General features: G+C 60.3%; 16 protein-coding genes. 6 read left to right on the forward strand and 10 right to left on the reverse strand.

The genetic code is table 11. The annotated features are described in order from the left end of the window. The first annotated feature begins 189 nt into the window (after positions 1–189). From proB to mtnB, 6 genes are all read left to right on the forward strand, one after another. Positions 190–1,308, forward strand: a complete 1,119-nt coding sequence (proB, locus tag ACFSR7_RS22710) for a glutamate 5-kinase (RefSeq protein ID WP_378165526.1) — start codon at positions 190–192, stop codon at positions 1,306–1,308. Then, on the forward strand, positions 1,305–2,552 hold the full coding sequence (locus tag ACFSR7_RS22715; protein ID WP_378165528.1) for a glutamate-5-semialdehyde dehydrogenase: 1,248 nt from the start codon (positions 1,305–1,307) through the stop codon (positions 2,550–2,552). The genes proB and ACFSR7_RS22715 overlap by 4 nt, the downstream gene beginning before the upstream one ends. Before the next feature lie 56 nt (positions 2,553–2,608). Further along, positions 2,609–3,478, forward strand: a complete 870-nt coding sequence (proC, locus tag ACFSR7_RS22720; protein ID WP_378165529.1) for a pyrroline-5-carboxylate reductase — start codon at positions 2,609–2,611, stop codon at positions 3,476–3,478. 63 nt (positions 3,479–3,541) lie between these two features. After that, positions 3,542–4,780, forward strand: a complete 1,239-nt coding sequence (locus ACFSR7_RS22725; RefSeq protein WP_378165531.1) for a 2,3-diketo-5-methylthiopentyl-1-phosphate enolase — start codon at positions 3,542–3,544, stop codon at positions 4,778–4,780. Next, positions 4,777–5,451, forward strand: coding sequence for a 2-hydroxy-3-keto-5-methylthiopentenyl-1-phosphate phosphatase (locus ACFSR7_RS22730; protein ID WP_378165533.1), 675 nt, complete (start codon positions 4,777–4,779; stop codon positions 5,449–5,451). Before ACFSR7_RS22725 ends, ACFSR7_RS22730 begins: the two co-directional genes overlap by 4 nt. A 4-nt stretch (positions 5,452–5,455) precedes the next feature. Continuing rightward, the gene (gene mtnB / locus ACFSR7_RS22735; RefSeq protein ID WP_378165535.1) at positions 5,456–6,094 is read left to right on the forward strand and encodes a methylthioribulose 1-phosphate dehydratase; all 639 of its coding nucleotides are present in this window, start codon (positions 5,456–5,458) and stop codon (positions 6,092–6,094) included. 82 nt (positions 6,095–6,176) lie between these two features. Here the strand turns inward: mtnB and ACFSR7_RS22740 are convergent, their stop codons facing one another. From ACFSR7_RS22740 to ACFSR7_RS22785, 10 genes are all read right to left on the reverse strand, one after another. Further along, on the reverse strand, positions 6,177–6,569 hold the full coding sequence (locus ACFSR7_RS22740) for a DUF2500 domain-containing protein (protein ID WP_378165537.1): 393 nt from the start codon (positions 6,567–6,569) through the stop codon (positions 6,177–6,179). A gap of 123 nt (positions 6,570–6,692) precedes the next feature. Next, on the reverse strand, positions 6,693–7,076 hold the full coding sequence (locus tag ACFSR7_RS22745; RefSeq protein ID WP_378165539.1) for a hypothetical protein: 384 nt from the start codon (positions 7,074–7,076) through the stop codon (positions 6,693–6,695). Positions 7,077–7,123: 47 nt separating this feature from the next. After that, positions 7,124–7,849, reverse strand: coding sequence for a DnaD domain-containing protein (locus ACFSR7_RS22750; RefSeq protein WP_378165541.1), 726 nt, complete (start codon positions 7,847–7,849; stop codon positions 7,124–7,126). Beyond that, on the reverse strand, positions 7,842–9,065 hold the full coding sequence (locus ACFSR7_RS22755) for an acetate/propionate family kinase (RefSeq protein WP_378165543.1): 1,224 nt from the start codon (positions 9,063–9,065) through the stop codon (positions 7,842–7,844). The genes ACFSR7_RS22750 and ACFSR7_RS22755 overlap by 8 nt, the downstream gene beginning before the upstream one ends. After that, positions 9,062–9,934, reverse strand: a complete 873-nt coding sequence (locus ACFSR7_RS22760; RefSeq protein WP_378165545.1) for a 3-hydroxyacyl-CoA dehydrogenase family protein — start codon at positions 9,932–9,934, stop codon at positions 9,062–9,064. The genes ACFSR7_RS22755 and ACFSR7_RS22760 overlap by 4 nt, the downstream gene beginning before the upstream one ends. Before the next feature lie 168 nt (positions 9,935–10,102). Then, positions 10,103–11,302, reverse strand: coding sequence for a histidinol-phosphate transaminase (gene hisC, locus ACFSR7_RS22765; RefSeq protein WP_378165547.1), 1,200 nt, complete (start codon positions 11,300–11,302; stop codon positions 10,103–10,105). Positions 11,303–11,429: 127 nt separating this feature from the next. Further along, entirely contained in the window at positions 11,430–12,692 is a 1,263-nt protein-coding gene (locus tag ACFSR7_RS22770; protein WP_378165549.1) for a hypothetical protein, read from the reverse strand. Then, positions 12,679–13,203, reverse strand: a complete 525-nt coding sequence (locus tag ACFSR7_RS22775) for an RNA polymerase sigma factor (RefSeq protein WP_378166086.1) — start codon at positions 13,201–13,203, stop codon at positions 12,679–12,681. Before ACFSR7_RS22775 ends, ACFSR7_RS22770 begins: the two co-directional genes overlap by 14 nt. Positions 13,204–13,429: 226 nt before the next feature. Continuing rightward, entirely contained in the window at positions 13,430–14,929 is a 1,500-nt protein-coding gene (locus ACFSR7_RS22780) for an AAA family ATPase (protein WP_378165551.1), read from the reverse strand. Beyond that, positions 14,922–15,455, reverse strand: coding sequence for a hypothetical protein (locus ACFSR7_RS22785; RefSeq protein WP_378165552.1), 534 nt, complete (start codon positions 15,453–15,455; stop codon positions 14,922–14,924). The genes ACFSR7_RS22780 and ACFSR7_RS22785 overlap by 8 nt, the downstream gene beginning before the upstream one ends. Between the last annotated feature and the right edge of the window lie 117 nt (positions 15,456–15,572).

The following is a 15,572-nucleotide window of genomic DNA, read 5'->3' on the forward strand; positions in this document are numbered from 1 at the left end:
CGGACAGGGCCCGCTGTTACCGGGCGTTCAAGCGGACGTTTCTTCGCCCTCGCGGCAGGAAGCGTCAACGAAGGTGGTACCGCGGGAGCCAGGCTCTCGTCCTTTGAACAGGACGGGAGCCTTTTTGCTTGCGCTTCTTCGTTTAAGACTTGAATGTTGGATCATGCACAAGGAAAGGAAGCGGTAAGGATGCGTCGCATCGTCGTCAAGATCGGCAGCAGCTCGCTCGCCGGCGAATCCGGCGGACTTAACCGGGTCAGCTTCGCCTACTTTGCTGCCGAGATCGCCGCTCTGCACCGTCAGGGCGTGCAGACTTTGCTCGTCAGTTCGGGCGCCATCGCGGCCGGATTCCGGGCGGTCGGATACGAGACGAGGCCAAAGCTCGTTCACGAAAAGCAGGCGGCCGCCGCCGTCGGCCAGGCGCTGCTCATGCAAGCCTATCAGGAGGCGTTCGCGCCTTACGGCATCGCGGCCGCGCAAATCCTGCTCACGCGGCCGGATTTCAGCCAGCGGCAGCGCGCGCAAAACGCGCAGCGCACGATCGAGGAGTTGCTTCGGCAGGGCGTCGTGCCGATCATTAACGAAAACGACACCGTCGCCGTCGACGAGATCAAATTCGGGGAGAACGATTCCTTGTCCGCGCTCGTGGCGAATCTCGTCAAGGCGACAGGCCTGTATATTTTAACCGACATCGAAGGGTTGTTTACGGCGGATCCGCGCAAGGACGCCTCGGCTGTCCGCATCGAGCGCGTGGAGGTCATCTCCGAGGAACTCTATCGGATCGCCGGCGGCGCGGGCTCGTCGGTCGGCACGGGCGGCATGCGGTCCAAGATCGAAGCGGCGCGGATCGCCATGGGCGGCGGCGTGCCGACGTTCGTCGGACGTTCGACCGAGCCCGGAGATCTGTCTGCCGCGGTCGAGGGCCAAGGCAGAGGTACCTACTTCGCCGCCTCCCTCCACTCTTTGCCGGCAAAGAAGCAGTGGATCGGCTTTTTGTCGGTGCCTCAGGGCCGCGTTTTCGTCGACTCCGGCGCCGAAGCGGCGCTCCTGAACGGCGGACGCAGTCTGCTGCCTGCCGGCGTCACGCATGTCGAGGGCGAATTCCACCCCGGTGACGTGGTTGAAGTCGTGAGCGGCGGACGGACGCTTGGGCGGGGCGTGTCGAACTACGACGCCTGGCAGGTCACCGCGGTGGCCGGACTGTCGAGCGATGAAGCCGCCCGCCGCGTAGAGGTCGGGCGCATCGAAATCATACACAGAGACGAATGGGTCACGACTTACGTACCCAAGGAGGCGAAGGGATCATGAGCGAAGCAAGAAATAAAGCGATCGCGGCCGGAACGGCGACGGCTGCGTTGAACAACCTGACGACGGCGCAAAAGAACGAAGCGCTCGCCCTGATGGCGGAGGCGCTCGTAGCCGACCGCGATGAGATCGTTGCGGGCAACGACCTCGATATTCAGCGCGGGCGGGCAGCCGGCACATCGGAGTCGCTCCTCGACCGGCTGAGGCTCGATTACAAACGCATCGAGGCGATCTCGCAGGGTCTGCGCGAGGTCATCGCCCTGCCCGACCCGGTCGGCGAGAAGATCGCCGAGTTCGAGCGTCCCAACGGCCTGCGGATCGAGCAGCTGCGCGTACCGATCGGCGTCGTGGGCATCATTTATGAAGCGAGGCCTAACGTCACGGTCGATGCTGCGGGTCTGTGCCTGAAGACCGGCAATGCGGTCGTGCTTCGGGGAGGTTCCGCCGCCATCGAATCGAACAAGCGCATTATAGCGTCACTTCGCGGCGCACTCCGCAACAGCGCCATTCCAGAGGACGCGCTGCAGCTCGTCGAGGATGCGAGCCGGGCTTCGGCCAACGAGATGCTGAAGCTCAACGGCCTGCTCGACGTCATCATACCACGCGGCGGCGCCGCGCTTATCCGCAACGTCGTCGAAAACGCCACCGTGCCCGTTATCGAGACCGGCGCCGGCATCTGTCACACCTATGTCGATGCGACGGCCGACTATGACATGGCCGAGGCGATCGCCTTGAACGCCAAGGTGCAGCGTCCTTCCGTCTGCAACTCGATGGAAACGCTGCTGATCCATGCCGACTTTGCGGGCAAGCATCTCGAACGCCTCGCCGAGCGCTTCCGTCAGGCAAGCGTCGAGCTGCGCGCAGACGCAGCGGCAAGAGCCCGCGTAGCCTGGGCAAGCGAAGCGACGGACGAAGATTTTGCGACCGAATACAACGACTATATATTAAACGTACGCGTCGTCGGCGATCTCGACGAGGCGCTGGCGCACATCGCGCGCTTCGGTACGAAACATTCCGAAAGCATCGTGACCGAGAATCAGGCGAATGCCGACCGCTTCCTGCAAGAGGTCGATGCAGCCGCCGTTTATCACAATGCGTCGACCCGTTTCACGGACGGCTTCGAGTTCGGCTACGGCGCCGAGATCGGCATCAGCACCCAGAAGCTTCATGCGCGCGGACCGATGGGCCTGCCTGCGCTGACCTCGACCAAATATCGTATTCGAGGCAACGGACAAACACGCGGATAATCATTCGCCCCATTAATCATTAAAGACGTTAATTAAAAGAAGGGAGTCGAACGACGATGACTGCAACGCTAGACAAACTCGCTCAGTCTAAAATTTGTTTTTACGGCGCCGGTTCGATGGCGGAAGCCATTATCCGCGGACTCGTGGACACCGGCACAGCGCCGGCCGGCAATATCACGGTTTTCAACCGTTCGAACTTAGGCAGGCTCGCAGAGCTGCGCGGACGCTACGGCGTCCTGACCGCGGACAGCGAGGCTGCAAGACAAGACGCGCTGCTCACCTCGGACGTCATTGTGCTGGCGATGAAGCCGAAGGATGCCGCTGCTGCGCTGAAGGCGCTCGCGCCTTCGCTGCGCGCAGAGCAACTGCTCGTCTCTCTTATCGCGGGCTTGTCGATCGAGACGATTCGCGGACTGACGAGCGCGAGCCAGCCCGTCGTGCGCACGATGCCGAATACGTCGAGCAGCATCGGCCTTGGCGCGACCGGCATTGCCTTTTCCGAAGGCTTGGCGGAGGAAGCGCAGCGCCTTGCCCTCGACATGTTCGGTGCGGTCGGCATCGCGCAGGTCGTCGAAGAGCGCCTGCTGGAGGCGGTGACGGCCGTCTCGGGCAGCGGCCCCGCTTACATCTATTTCATCATGGAAGCGATAATTGCCGCGGGCGTCGCGCAAGGGCTGACGCCCGAAGCCGCGCACGAGCTGACCGTGCAGACGGTTCGCGGCGCGGCGGACATGGTCAGGCTCACCGGCGAGCAGCCTTCCGAGCTGCGCCGCAAAGTCACTTCGCCAAACGGCACGACCCAAGCGGCCATCGAGACGCTGCAGCGGCTTGGCGTCGACGAAGCGTTCTCGGCTGCCATGAATCGCTGCGCAGATCGCGCCGGCGAACTCGGTCGCGCGATTGCCGAAGAGGCGCTGCGCGGTTGAGTGCCGCCTAACGATATTTTCAGCAACTTACAGCAACTTTTTAACAGAAAGAAGGTATCGCGAATGAGCGCAAACAAAAGCCAGGCCACCTATCGCCTATTCGACGACAAGGCGGACTTCGCCAAAAAAGCCGAAGGCATCGCCGTCGGCCTGACGGTCGGAAGCTGGACCGAGCTGCCGGAAGTCGCCAAGCAACAAATGGAGAAGCATCTCGGACACGTCGTCTCCGTAGACGCGCATGAACCCGAAGGCGCCGGACCGGGCGAGCGCTACGCCGACATTACGATCGCGTATCCCGACCTCAACTTCAGCCGAGACATTCCCGCGCTGCTCGTGACCGTGTTCGGCAAGCTGTCGATGGACGGCCGCATCAAGCTGACCGGCCTGAAGCCGTCCGCCGAATTTCTGTCCGCCTTCCCGGGTCCCAAACTTGGACTGGCCGGCGTGCGGGATTATCTGGGCGTTCAGGATCGCCCGCTGCTCATGAGCATTTTTAAATCCGTCATCGGCTACGACCTGGACGGCTTGCGCGAGCAGTTTCTCCAGCAGGCGCTCGGCGGCGTCGATCTGATCAAGGACGACGAGATTCTGTTCGAAAATCCGCTAACGCCGCTCGAGCGCCGCGTCGAAGCCTGCATGTCCGCCGCCCGCGAAGCGGAAAACATCACCGGACAGAAGTTGATTTACTTCGCCAATCTGACGGGACCGACGTCCAAGCTGCGCGAAAACGCGCTGCGCGCCGTCGATGCCGGCGTCAACGGCCTGCTGTTCAACGTGCTGGCCTATGGCTTCGACGCGCTGGCCGAGCTGGCCGCCGATCCTGCGATCAGCGTTCCGATCGCGGCGCATCCGGCGATGGCGGGCGCTTACTACCCGTCGCCGCATTACGGAATCTCGGCCTCCGTCCTGCTAGGCACGCTCATCCGGATCGCCGGTGCGGACCTGTCGCTCTTCCCTTCGCCTTACGGCTCCGTCGTTATGCCGAAGGCCGAAAACCTGGCGGTCCAGGACGCGCTCGTGAACGCCGAGCTGCCCCAAAAGGCCGTCCTGCCGGTGCCGTCCGCGGGCATCCACCCCGGCCTCGTGCCGCTGATCGTCCACGACTTCGGACGTGACGTCGTCGTCAACGCCGGCGGGGGCGTCCACGGTCATCCGCTCGGCGCGGCCGCAGGCGGACAAGCCTTCCGCCAGGCGATCGACGCCGTGCTCGCCGGCCAGGACCTTGAAGCCTATGCGTCCGCCGGCGGCGACCGCGAGCCTCTGAAGCTTGCGATCGAGCGCTGGGGGGTGCGCCGCCCTTGAGCAAGCGAACCTTCAACAAGCCGCCTGTCCTGTTCTGCGATTTCGACGGCACGATCACGCTGAGCGACAACATCGTGGCCGTCATGAAGCAATTCGATCCGCCCGGCTGGCGGCCGATCGTCGATGACATTGTCGCGCTGCGCAAATCCGTGCGCCAGGGCGTCGGCGAGATGTTCGCCCTGATCCCCTCCGCCCAAAGGCAGGAGATCACGGATTACATCCTGTCCACGGCCGGCATCCGTCCCGGCTTTCAATCGCTGCTCGATTGGTGCAAGGACAACGGCGTCGAGTTTTACGTGACGAGCGGCGGCATCGACTTTTTCGTCTACCCGATGCTGGCGCCGTTCGACATTCCGCTCGATCATATTTATTGCAACGGCAGCAGCTTCGAGGGCGAGCGCATCGAGATTTTGTGGCCGCATGCCTGCGACGACGCGTGCGACAACGATTGCGGCATGTGCAAAACGACGGTCATCCGCCGTTTCCCCCAGGACCGGTATACGCGGATTCTCATCGGGGACAGCGTCACGGATTTTGCCGGAGCGAAGCTGGTCGACCTTGTGTTCTCCCGCTCCCATCTGACCGAACGCTGCGCCGAGCTCGGACTGCCGCATGTACCGTTCGAGACGTTCCACGACGTCGTCAAACATCTGGATGAAGGAGATTGGTAATCATATGAGCGACATTTTACTGGAAGACAAGCAGCGGGTCTACCGCGAACTGGATGCGGTCAAGTCGGACTTTGCCTCCCGGGGCTGGTTCCCGGGCACGAGCGGCAATCTGTCGATGCGGGTAGGCGGCTTCGAGCCGGACCGATTCGCATTCGCAGTGACGGCGAGCGGCAAGGACAAGGCCGCATCGACGCCGGAGGACTTTTTGCTCGTCGATCAGACGGGTGCGCCGATCGAGGCTACGCGGCTCAAGCCTTCTGCGGAAACGCTGATTCATTGCGAGATTTACCGCCAAACGGGCTGCGGCGCCATATTTCATATTCATTCCGTCTACAACAGCATCGTCTCCGAGTTATTCTGGGAGCGCCGCGCCGTCCCTGTCGAAGGCGTCGAGCTGATCAAAGCCTTTAACATCTGGGATGAAGAAGCCGTCATCGAAGTGCCGATCGTCTCCAATTTTGCAGACATTCCGCGTATCGTGCCGGAGGTCAAGGAACGCCTGGACAAACGGATTCCCGGCATTCTGCTGCGCAAGCACGGCATTTATGCCTGGGGCCGCGATGCGTTCGAGGCGCGCAAGCATCTGGAGGCGTTCGAGTTTCTGTTCGAATACGTCTACCGAATGGCGCTGCTGAAGCGCTGATCCTTTATCCTCACGCACGCATGCAAAGAGCCCGCCTTTCCATACGGAAGCGCGGGCTTTTTTAATATCGTATGAAGTTCGCTCACGACCTGCCTACGAGCCGCAAGCCCCTGTCTTTTTCCCGCTCGAAGCCGTAAAAACGTGTGCCCTGGTACGTAAGCATGCCGGCATCCTGCTCTGCCAGCAAACCGTACTCGCCGCCGCTCAGCTTGAATTCGATGCGGGCGCCGTCCGGGAGCTCGAACGTCGCGTAATAAAAAGTATCCGACTGGTGATGGGAAACGCCGTCGTCGTGATGATGGCGATAATGGACGAGCGAGCGCTTGGAGACGACACGGGAGGCGACGGACAACAGCGGCTGCTTGTTGTTGTGGCTCCACTCTCCGATGCTACGGACGCCGAAGATCGCGATGATGCCGAGTACCACGCAGAACAGAACCGGAAGAATGACCTGCAATTCGCCCAAAATGTCCAAATCGATCCGCTCCTCTCAGTTCCTGTCGCCGGCCTAGCCGCTTATACCTATATGTACGCGGCTCGGTCCGAAAACTTAACTGAAAAAAACGGAATCGTCTCGGCGTCTTAGAAAACAAGGCGATCAGGGCTTCGTGGACTTGACCTTGCTGACATGGCGGAAGCGGAGCGCCGACCAGACGACGTCGATGGCCACGTTGCTGACGACGCGGTAATCGGTGCGGGTCTCCATGATCCGCCACAGGAGATCGCGGTTCAGATCCGTCACGACCTTGGCCGATTGCTTCGGGTAAGAGATCCAGCAGACGGCGTCCGGCTGCAGCAGCGGGATGATTTTCGGCAGCGTTTTCAGCACGTCTTCGGTATTTTTGACGAACACGAGCACGAAATCGAATCTGCCCTCCGCCTCCGTCTCGACGTCTACGCCGAGGTCGAAGCCTTCCGGCGCCCCGTATACGAGCGCCCTCCCCGTCTTGTAATAAAGTTTCTGATAAAGCGGCTTTTCCATCGTCGCATACTCCTTCTTGTGTTCGAATCGATATGGCCTGCCTCCGGTCAGCGTCCGGTACGGAAGCGCTGGGCGTGCGCCCTCGCATCCTCGACGCTGCGAACCCGATTGCGGCTCCATTCAAGCAATATTCTGTCCATGTACCGAAAAGAAAGCTTGCCCGCAAACACGGATTCCTTGAGGGCGAACAGGATCAATTCCTCCGCGTACTTGTCCTGGTCAAGCCAGCCGGCGATCGTCTCCGCCTCCATCGGCGAGATCGGGCGCCCGAATTCCCGCTCGAATACGGCGAACAGACTGACCGCCTCGGCGTTCGGACCGTCCTCCAGGGCGGAGCGGGCGCCTGCTGCCGAGACTGCGGCACTCTGTGCGGAGGAGCCGCCTTGCGTACCAGCAGCCCGCACAGGAGCCTCGCCCGATACGAGCAGTTGGGCGACGGCCTGGAACAGGCCGGCCAGATTGTACCGCTCAGCCCTGACGCCCGATACCGGGTCGCTAACCTCGTCGATCGCGATCAAGCCGCGGCGGATGAGCTTCTGAAGCGATTCGCCGATGACGGCGCCGGTAGCCCCGAGCCGCTGCTGCAGCTCCTCCATCGTGGGAAAATCGTTTTGCTCCAGCTGCCTGAAGGCGATCACCTGAATGAGCAGCATGCATTCCGTGTCGGACAGCCCGAGCATCCGGTAGACGCGCAACAACGCGTAAGGGATGCTGGCCGCACCGTCCATGTAGGCTTCGGCCAGGCTTGCAGCCATGCCCCCGGCTTCATTCATCGACTGCCGCCTCCTTGGCTGTCACGACGAGCCTGTAGGTATCGCGCGCAATGAGGAGCTCTTCGTTCGTCGGCACGACGAGCACCTCGATCTTGGAAGCATCCGTCGAGATCCGCCGCGGATCGCCAGAGCGCACGCGGTTGCGCGCTTCGTCGAGCTCGATGCCAAGAAACGTCAGCCCCTCGCAGACCGCCTTGCGCAGCACGTCCGAGTTTTCGCCGACACCTGCCGTGAATAAGAGCACGTCGATGCCGTTCATCGCGGCCGCATAGGCGCCAACGTACTTGCGGATGCGGTAGACATACATCTCGAACGCGGTCTTCGCGGGCTCGCTGCCTTCATTCATCGCCTGCACGACTTCGCGCATATCGCTGCTGATGCCGGAGATCGCGATTAGACCGCTATGCTTGTTCAGCATGGAGTTGACCTCCGACAGGGTCAGTTCTTCTTTGTTCATCGCATACGGTACGATCGCGGGGTCCAGGTCGCCGCTGCGCGTGCCCATCATGAGCCCCTCGAGCGGCGTCATGCCCATGCTCGTATCGAACGACTTGCCGCCCATTATTGCCGTGCAGCTCGCGCCGTTGCCGATATGGCAGCTGACGATCTTCAGCTCTTCAAGCGGCTTCTCCAAATATTCGGCAGCCCGCTTGCTCACGTAATCGTGCGACGTCCCGTGGAAGCCGTAGCGCCGAATCTGATGCTTGCGGTAGAGCACCATCGGAATCGCGTACAAGTAAGAGGTCTTGGGCATCGTCTGGTGAAAAGCCGTATCGAAGACGACCGCCTGCGGCACGTCGGGCAGATTCGACTCGACGGCCAGAATGCCCATCATATGTGCCGGATTGTGCAGCGGCGCCAGGTCGAACAGCTTGCGGACCTCCAGCTTCACGTCAGCGTCGATGAGCACGGACTCGCTGAACGTCTCGCCCCCGTGAACGATCCGGTGGCCGACGGCCTGCACCTCGTCGATATTGCGCAGTACGCCGAATCGGCGGTGCGTCAGCATGTCGAGCACCTTGCGCACCGCTACCGTATGCTCGAGAATCTCGCTAACCTCGCGCACTTCCGGCTGCCCCTCGACCTCGTGCGTCAAGATCGACGACTCCATGCCGATCCGTTCCACGCGGCCTTTAGCGAGCACGTTTTCCGTTTTCATGTCGTACAGCTGATACTTCAGCGAGGAGCTCCCCGCGTTAATGACGAGTACGTTCATGACCTGCGCTCACCGTCCTTCGTATACTGGAAGAAGCCTTGTCCCGACTTCACGCCGAGCTGTCCGGCGCGAACCTTCTTCTTCAGCAGAATCGACGGCCGATACTTCAGTTCGCCGTAGTCTCTGAACATCCGGTCGAGCGCCGCCCACACCGAGTCCAGGCCGAACCGGTCCGCCATCTCCAGCGGACCGTATTGAAACTGGTATCCGATGCGCATCGCCGCATCGATATCCTCCGGCGAAGCGACGCCTTCCTGCAGAACGTTCAACGACTCGTTGATGAGCAGGCAGATCAGCCGCGTCGTCACGAAGCCGGGCGATTCGAACACCATGACGCCTTTTTTGGACAGATCCCGCTCAATGAATTCCTTCGTCCGCTCGAACGTCTCATCCGATGTCTGCAAGCCCCGCACGATCTCCACGACGTCGATCCGGAACGCGGGATAGACGAAGTGCATGCCGATCACCCGCTCGGGATGCTTGGTCACGCTCGCCAGCTCGGTGAGGCTGAGCGTCGACGTATTGCTTGCCAGCACGCGGCCTTCAGGTATAATATCGTCCAGCTGCCGGAAAACGGACTTTTTGCTTTCCAGGTCTTCGCTGATCGTCTCGATAATCAAATCGCACTGAGCCAGATGCTCCAGCGAAGGCTCGGCATGGATTCTGTTCAATATGAGTTTTTTCTCCGCCTGCGTAATGGCCCAACGCTCGATCTGACGGTCGAGGTTTTTTTCGAGCGCGAGCTGCGCCTGCTTCAGGCGAGCGCCGGAGCTGTCGGTCATATGCACGTCCAGCCCTTTGCCGGCCAGCATCTCCGCGATGCTCTGGCCCATCGTCCCTGCTCCTACAACGCCGATCGTCCGAAACATCCGCCATTCCCCCTCCCCATTGCACGTTCTGCATCCAACCTGACTTTCCCATATTAACATAACCGTTCTCCGACATAAACCGACGGAGCTTGCGGAATCCGGGAAGGGTTTGAGGCAGTTTTGCGTCGGGAATGTGACAAGCGCAAATAACCGTTCCCTGCGGTTCAGTTAGTCAGCTTCGTTGCGAATGTCAGTAGCGTCAATCGCTCTGCTATCGGATTGCAAAACGTCCGCTAAGCAAGCGAGCAACAGGTCGATCTCTTCTGCGGCGCCGACTGATATGCGCAGACAGCCGGGCAGCTCCCATCCGGCTCCGCTTCGAACGATGACGCCTCGCCTCAGCAGTTCGTCGTAAACATAGACTGCCCGGCTACCGAAGTCCGCGAGCATAAAATTAGACTGCGACGGCACGCAGCGAATGCCAAGACGCCCCAGTCCCTCGCGCAAACGTATGCGGCCCGCCGCGTTCGCAAGCAGCGTCGCTTCAAGGTGCGCCTCATCGTCCAAGGCGGCCGCCGCGGCAGCCTGAGCGAGCGCGTTGACGTTAAAAGGCTCCTTGACGGCGAGCATATGGGCGATGACTTCTGCCGGACCCGCGGCGAATCCCGCCCGTATGCCCGCGAGTCCGTAGGCTTTGGAAAAGGTCTGCAGCACGACGAGCCATGCTCCATTCTTCAGCAGCTCGAAACCGTCGGCATAATCCGTGGCATCGGCGAAATGCGAGTAGGCGGCGTCCAGCACAAGCAGGCAGCCGTCCGGAAGCCGGGATCGCAAATACGCAAGCTCCGTCTTCGTCATATAGGTGCCAGTCGGATTGTTCGGCGAGCAAACGAAGACCAGCTTCGTGCGCGCATCCACCGCAGCCAACAGGTCGTCGGCCCGCAGCTCGAAAGAATCGGGTAACGGAACTGCGATCGTCTCCGCGTTCATCAGCCGCCCGCCAAATGCGTATTCGCTGAAAGTCGGCGCGAACGTTACGATTCGCTCGCCCGGCTCGAGATAAGCTTCGCAAATCAGTGTGATGAGCTCATCGGCGCCGTTAGCGACAATGAATTGGGACGGGAGCAAGGATAGCTTCGTTGCCAGCTTGCTTTTCAAATGCCCCGCGCGATCGTCAGGGTATCGATGAATGTCTGGCAGCATCTCGCGAATAGCTTGAAGGGCATGCGGGGACGGACCTAGCGGATTTTCGTTGGACGCCAGCTTGACGACCCGTTCGAGTCCGAATTCGGACTTGATAGCGGAGATCGAACGCCCGGGTACGTAAGGCTGCATCGCTGCGATCACCGCGCGGGGGGACGGACTTCGCGCGTCTGTCCCATGATTCTCTGGGAAGTCATTCCCTGCAGACGGATTCATTGATTTCATGTTTGGATCATCTCCTGAACGCTTAATATTGATATATTATATTAACGCGTTAATATAGTAAAGCATTAACGTAAAATAAAACTGCAATTCGCAATAAGGCCTCGAATTGCAGTTTCCTTAAAACCTATTATTTCACGCTGCGCTCGGCCGAATCGTCCACAAGCACGGTAGCAAGCTGTTTTTTCCAGCTGTCCAAGTATTTGTCTTCCTTCGCCCATTGCGCCATAATCAGCGACTCGTTCGATTGAAGCGGAATGCGGAGTGGATCCTGATCTCCGCCCAGCATATGGTAGGGATAGATTACCAGCTCATCGTCAAGTACGATGACGAGCATGTCCTCATTAGGCGAGGAATAAGCATCCTTGGCGCCCGGCTCAATCTGGAGAATCTGGGACCAGGTCGGATAAAGCGTGTCGAATTTGTTGATCGAATCCGGCAGCGGGGTCGACAGCTCCGTCAGTGTCTTGTTGGCAAGCGGCGCATAGGATTGCCCGGCCGTGTCGGCCGCCGCCGCTACCCAACTGCCCGTGCGACGGATAATCGACCACTGTTCCGTGCGCTGGGCGGTGGCAGCATCCTTTTGGGCGACCGGCGTCTCGGTCGCCTCCGCGGTTTTCATTGCCTCTTCCAGCGAGATATGCGGCTCGGCTTCCGGCTCGAACGTCGTGCGCTGCGCGCTTGCCGCCAACTGGTCCATATCTTTAACCCACCGATAGACGCGATTGGGGGCATCCGACGGATTTTGCTCGACCGATACGTATTTGTTGCCGACGAAAAGCAGCCGCTCGGTGAGCGGCGCCGAAGACGATTCGCGAAGCGCCTTAGTGTCGGTCTTGGCGGCATCCTTGCCTGTAACGGGATAAGCGATCAGCTTCTGGGCGGTTGCCGCGCTGCCCGCATCGGACGTTACAGCTTCGATCTTCCAGAAGTTCTGGCCGTAAGGCATGACGATGCCGTCGCCTTGCGCCTCCAGCTCGAACTGCCCGTCCGTCGGCGCGATGAAGAGCGTGCGGTAACTGCTGACGACGCTGCCGTCTTCGCTCTTCGGGTCCATGCGAAGGCCGAGCAGCAACGCGGAGTGCAGTTCCGAATTGGCATCCGCGAACAACGGAGATTCGGTGCCGGCGGTCTGTCCGGCCATCTGCAGGTTGATCGTGCCGGCAGGTCCGCCGGAGCCGAAAGACCAATGCCACAGTCCTACGAACAGAAGCAGCATAGCCATCGCGGCGAGACCCGCGCCGTGCCAGCCGAACCGAAGAAGCGGATGGCGGCGCCCCTCGGGGCGTTCGATCGCTTCTTCGATGCGGGCGATTAATCGCGCGTCAAAACCGTGTTTGATGAGCGGGCCCCGCGATAGCTGCTGTTTGAGGTCTTTGTCATTCGGTTCCATGGCCGTTGCGCTCCTTCATTTTCGCGATTTTGCGACGAGCGTGAAACATCCGCGACTTGACGGTCCCTTCGGTCACGCCCAGCACATCCGCGATCTCCTTTAGAGACAGCTGATGGTGCGCGTACAGGATCAGCACCTCGCGCGACTTGACCGGCAGCTTGAGCACTTGCTTCCACAGGTCGTTCACGGCGTACTGTTCGATAACGTCGTCCTCAACGGAGCGCCGCTGTCCGGTGTCCAGGCTCCAATCCGTAAGCGACACCCGCCGGATAAAAGCGGAGCGCTGATGGTCGATCACCGTATTGCGCGTGATCGTAAGGAGCCAGGTGCGGATGGACGAGTCGCTCCGGAACGTGTCCAGGTTTTTGAAAACCTTGATGAAAACGTCCTGCGTAATATCGTCCGCCACGTCCCACTTCCGCGTCAGGCTGTAGGCAAAATTCCATACCTCTTTGCCGTAAGCGGTCATCAGCTCGTGGAGCACCGTTTTTTTGTCGTCGGAATCGCTCATATATTTCAAGTATTCAAAATTGGCGTCAGAGTTCTGCAAACAACCACCTCATTATTGGACGAAGACAAATGACTTCCGGTTCAAATTATTATGTTACCACAATTATTTGGATCGGTCATTTCCTGTCGCCCCCGGGCAAATCGGGCGCCGGTTCGCAAGAGCGGGAATAAAAAAAGGCCGCCCCGCAGCCTTGCTCGGCTAAGCGGGACAGCCTCATGGCTGCCGGTCAGGCAGCCGCAGCGCTCAGATGCGTACGGAGCTCTTCGCCCGACAGCGTCTCCTCGCGGATCAAAATGGCAAGCAAATTCGCGAAGGTCTCCATGTGACTCGACAGCAGCTTCCTAGTATTTTCCGTCAAGGCGTCCAGAATCCGCCCGTTTTCCTTGGACCACTGCTCTGCGGTAAGCGCCTCGGGGTGAATGATGCCGAGTTCCGTCATGCCCGACTCGATCAGCGTCTTAACGATATTGGTCGCCTGGTCGAAGTCGCCGCGCGAGCCGGTGCTCCGTCCGCCGTAGTGCAACTCTTCCGCAACGGCACCGCCGAGCGCGATCTGGATCTGCGCCTCGAGATAGGTTTTCGTATAAAGATAGCTGTCCTTGCGCGGATGATGGCGTACATAACCGAGCGCCTGGCCCCGCGGCGTCAGCGACACTTGCGCGACACTGCCCGGACGCACGCTCTCGGCGACGATGGCATGGCCAAGCTCGTGCAGCGCTACGCGCTCCCGCTCCTCGCTCGTCGTCTCGCGGTCCATCCGCTCGCCCATCATAACCTTATCGATCGCTTGCGCCAGATGCGCCGGCCTCAGAACCTCGCTCTCCTCGCGCATGGCGTAGATCGCCGCTTCGTTCATGACGCTCTCAAGCTGTGCGCCGGAGAAGCCGAACGTCTCCTCTGCGACCTTATCTAGAGACACCTCTTCGGCCAGCGGCTTATTCCTGGCGTGCAGGCGGAGAATATGCTCGCGTCCGTGCCGGTCCGGCATGTCGACTTGGATGTGCCGGTCGAAGCGTCCGGGTCGGGTGAGCGCATTGTCGAGCAGCTCCTTGCGGTTAGTGGCCGCAATGATCAATACGCGGACCGACTCGTCGCCCTGAATGCCGTCCATCTCGGTCAACAGCTGGTTCAGCGTCTGGTCGTACTCTTTGTTCTGCGAGCCGTCGCGCTTGCCGCCGATCGCGTCGATTTCGTCGATGAAAATAATGGCGCTGTCCCGCTTCTGCTTGGCTGCCAATGTACGTGCCTGGCGGAAAATATCGCGGATGCGGCCCGCGCCGACGCCGACGTACATCTCGACGAACTCGCTGCCCGAAGCTGCCACGAACGCCGAATCGGTGTGCTTGGCCGCGGCCTTGGCGAGCAGCGTCTTCCCCGTTCCGGGAGGACCCGTAAGCAGGATGCCCTTGAGCGGACGGATGCCGAGCTTGGCGATCCGCTCCCGCTGGACCAGAAAATCGAGCGCTTCTACGAGCTCGCGCTTGGCCTGTTCCTGACCGCCGATATCCTCGAACGTCAAGTAAGCGGGCGGGCGAGACGGTCCCTTGCGCATGGCGCCGCCGAACGCCATCCCGTTGCGCGACTTGGCCATGAACAGCAAGCCGCCGACGAGCCCTGCGCCGAGCAGCAGCGGAAGTGCAGGCACGCCGACGAAAATCATGAAGACGATAAATACGGGCACGAATCCGATCGCGATTTCTTTGCCATAGGATCTCCAATTACGCATTCGGCCACACCTCCAATTGCTCGCCCTGGCGAGGCAGAATGACATACTTGGCGCTGCCGGAAAGGCGCAGGCTGATATACACGTTTTGCTCGTCGATCTCCGTGGAAGCGGTCAGACCCGGCGTCTGCGACTGGAGCTTGGCCATCGCATCGCGGATTTCGGTATATTCCTTGCGGTCCATCGCTTGCGCGACGTCAAACAATGCCGATCGCCAGATTTTCTCGAGCGCTTCATTATCCGAATTCTCTGCGACCAGCTTCAAGCTCTTGGAGCCGATCGCGCGGGCGCCTTCTTCCTTCACCGTTCTATATACATCCGCCAGATCAGCGGAATCGCTAAGCTTGACCTTGATCGTGACGCCGTCCGCATTCATGTTCGAGCTGGCCGATTCGACGCCCGGCACCTTCGCCGCAGCGCGGTCCAGCGGCTGCTCCACGCCATAATGACGATAAGCAAACCAACCACCGAACAACAGCGCCACCGATACCACGGCCGTCGTCGCTATAGGCAGGATTCGCAATTTCATTTAGGCATTGGCCTCCTTTAGTCTGATATAAATTGTGTCCATCATGTCTCTGCTCCAACAATACATCAGCTAGTATATCATATTCTGATAGACTAAATATATATCAACGCTTAAAAA

Source organism: Cohnella sp. GCM10020058 (genome assembly GCF_042683485.1).
GTDB lineage: Bacteria > Bacillota > Bacilli > Paenibacillales > Paenibacillaceae > Cohnella.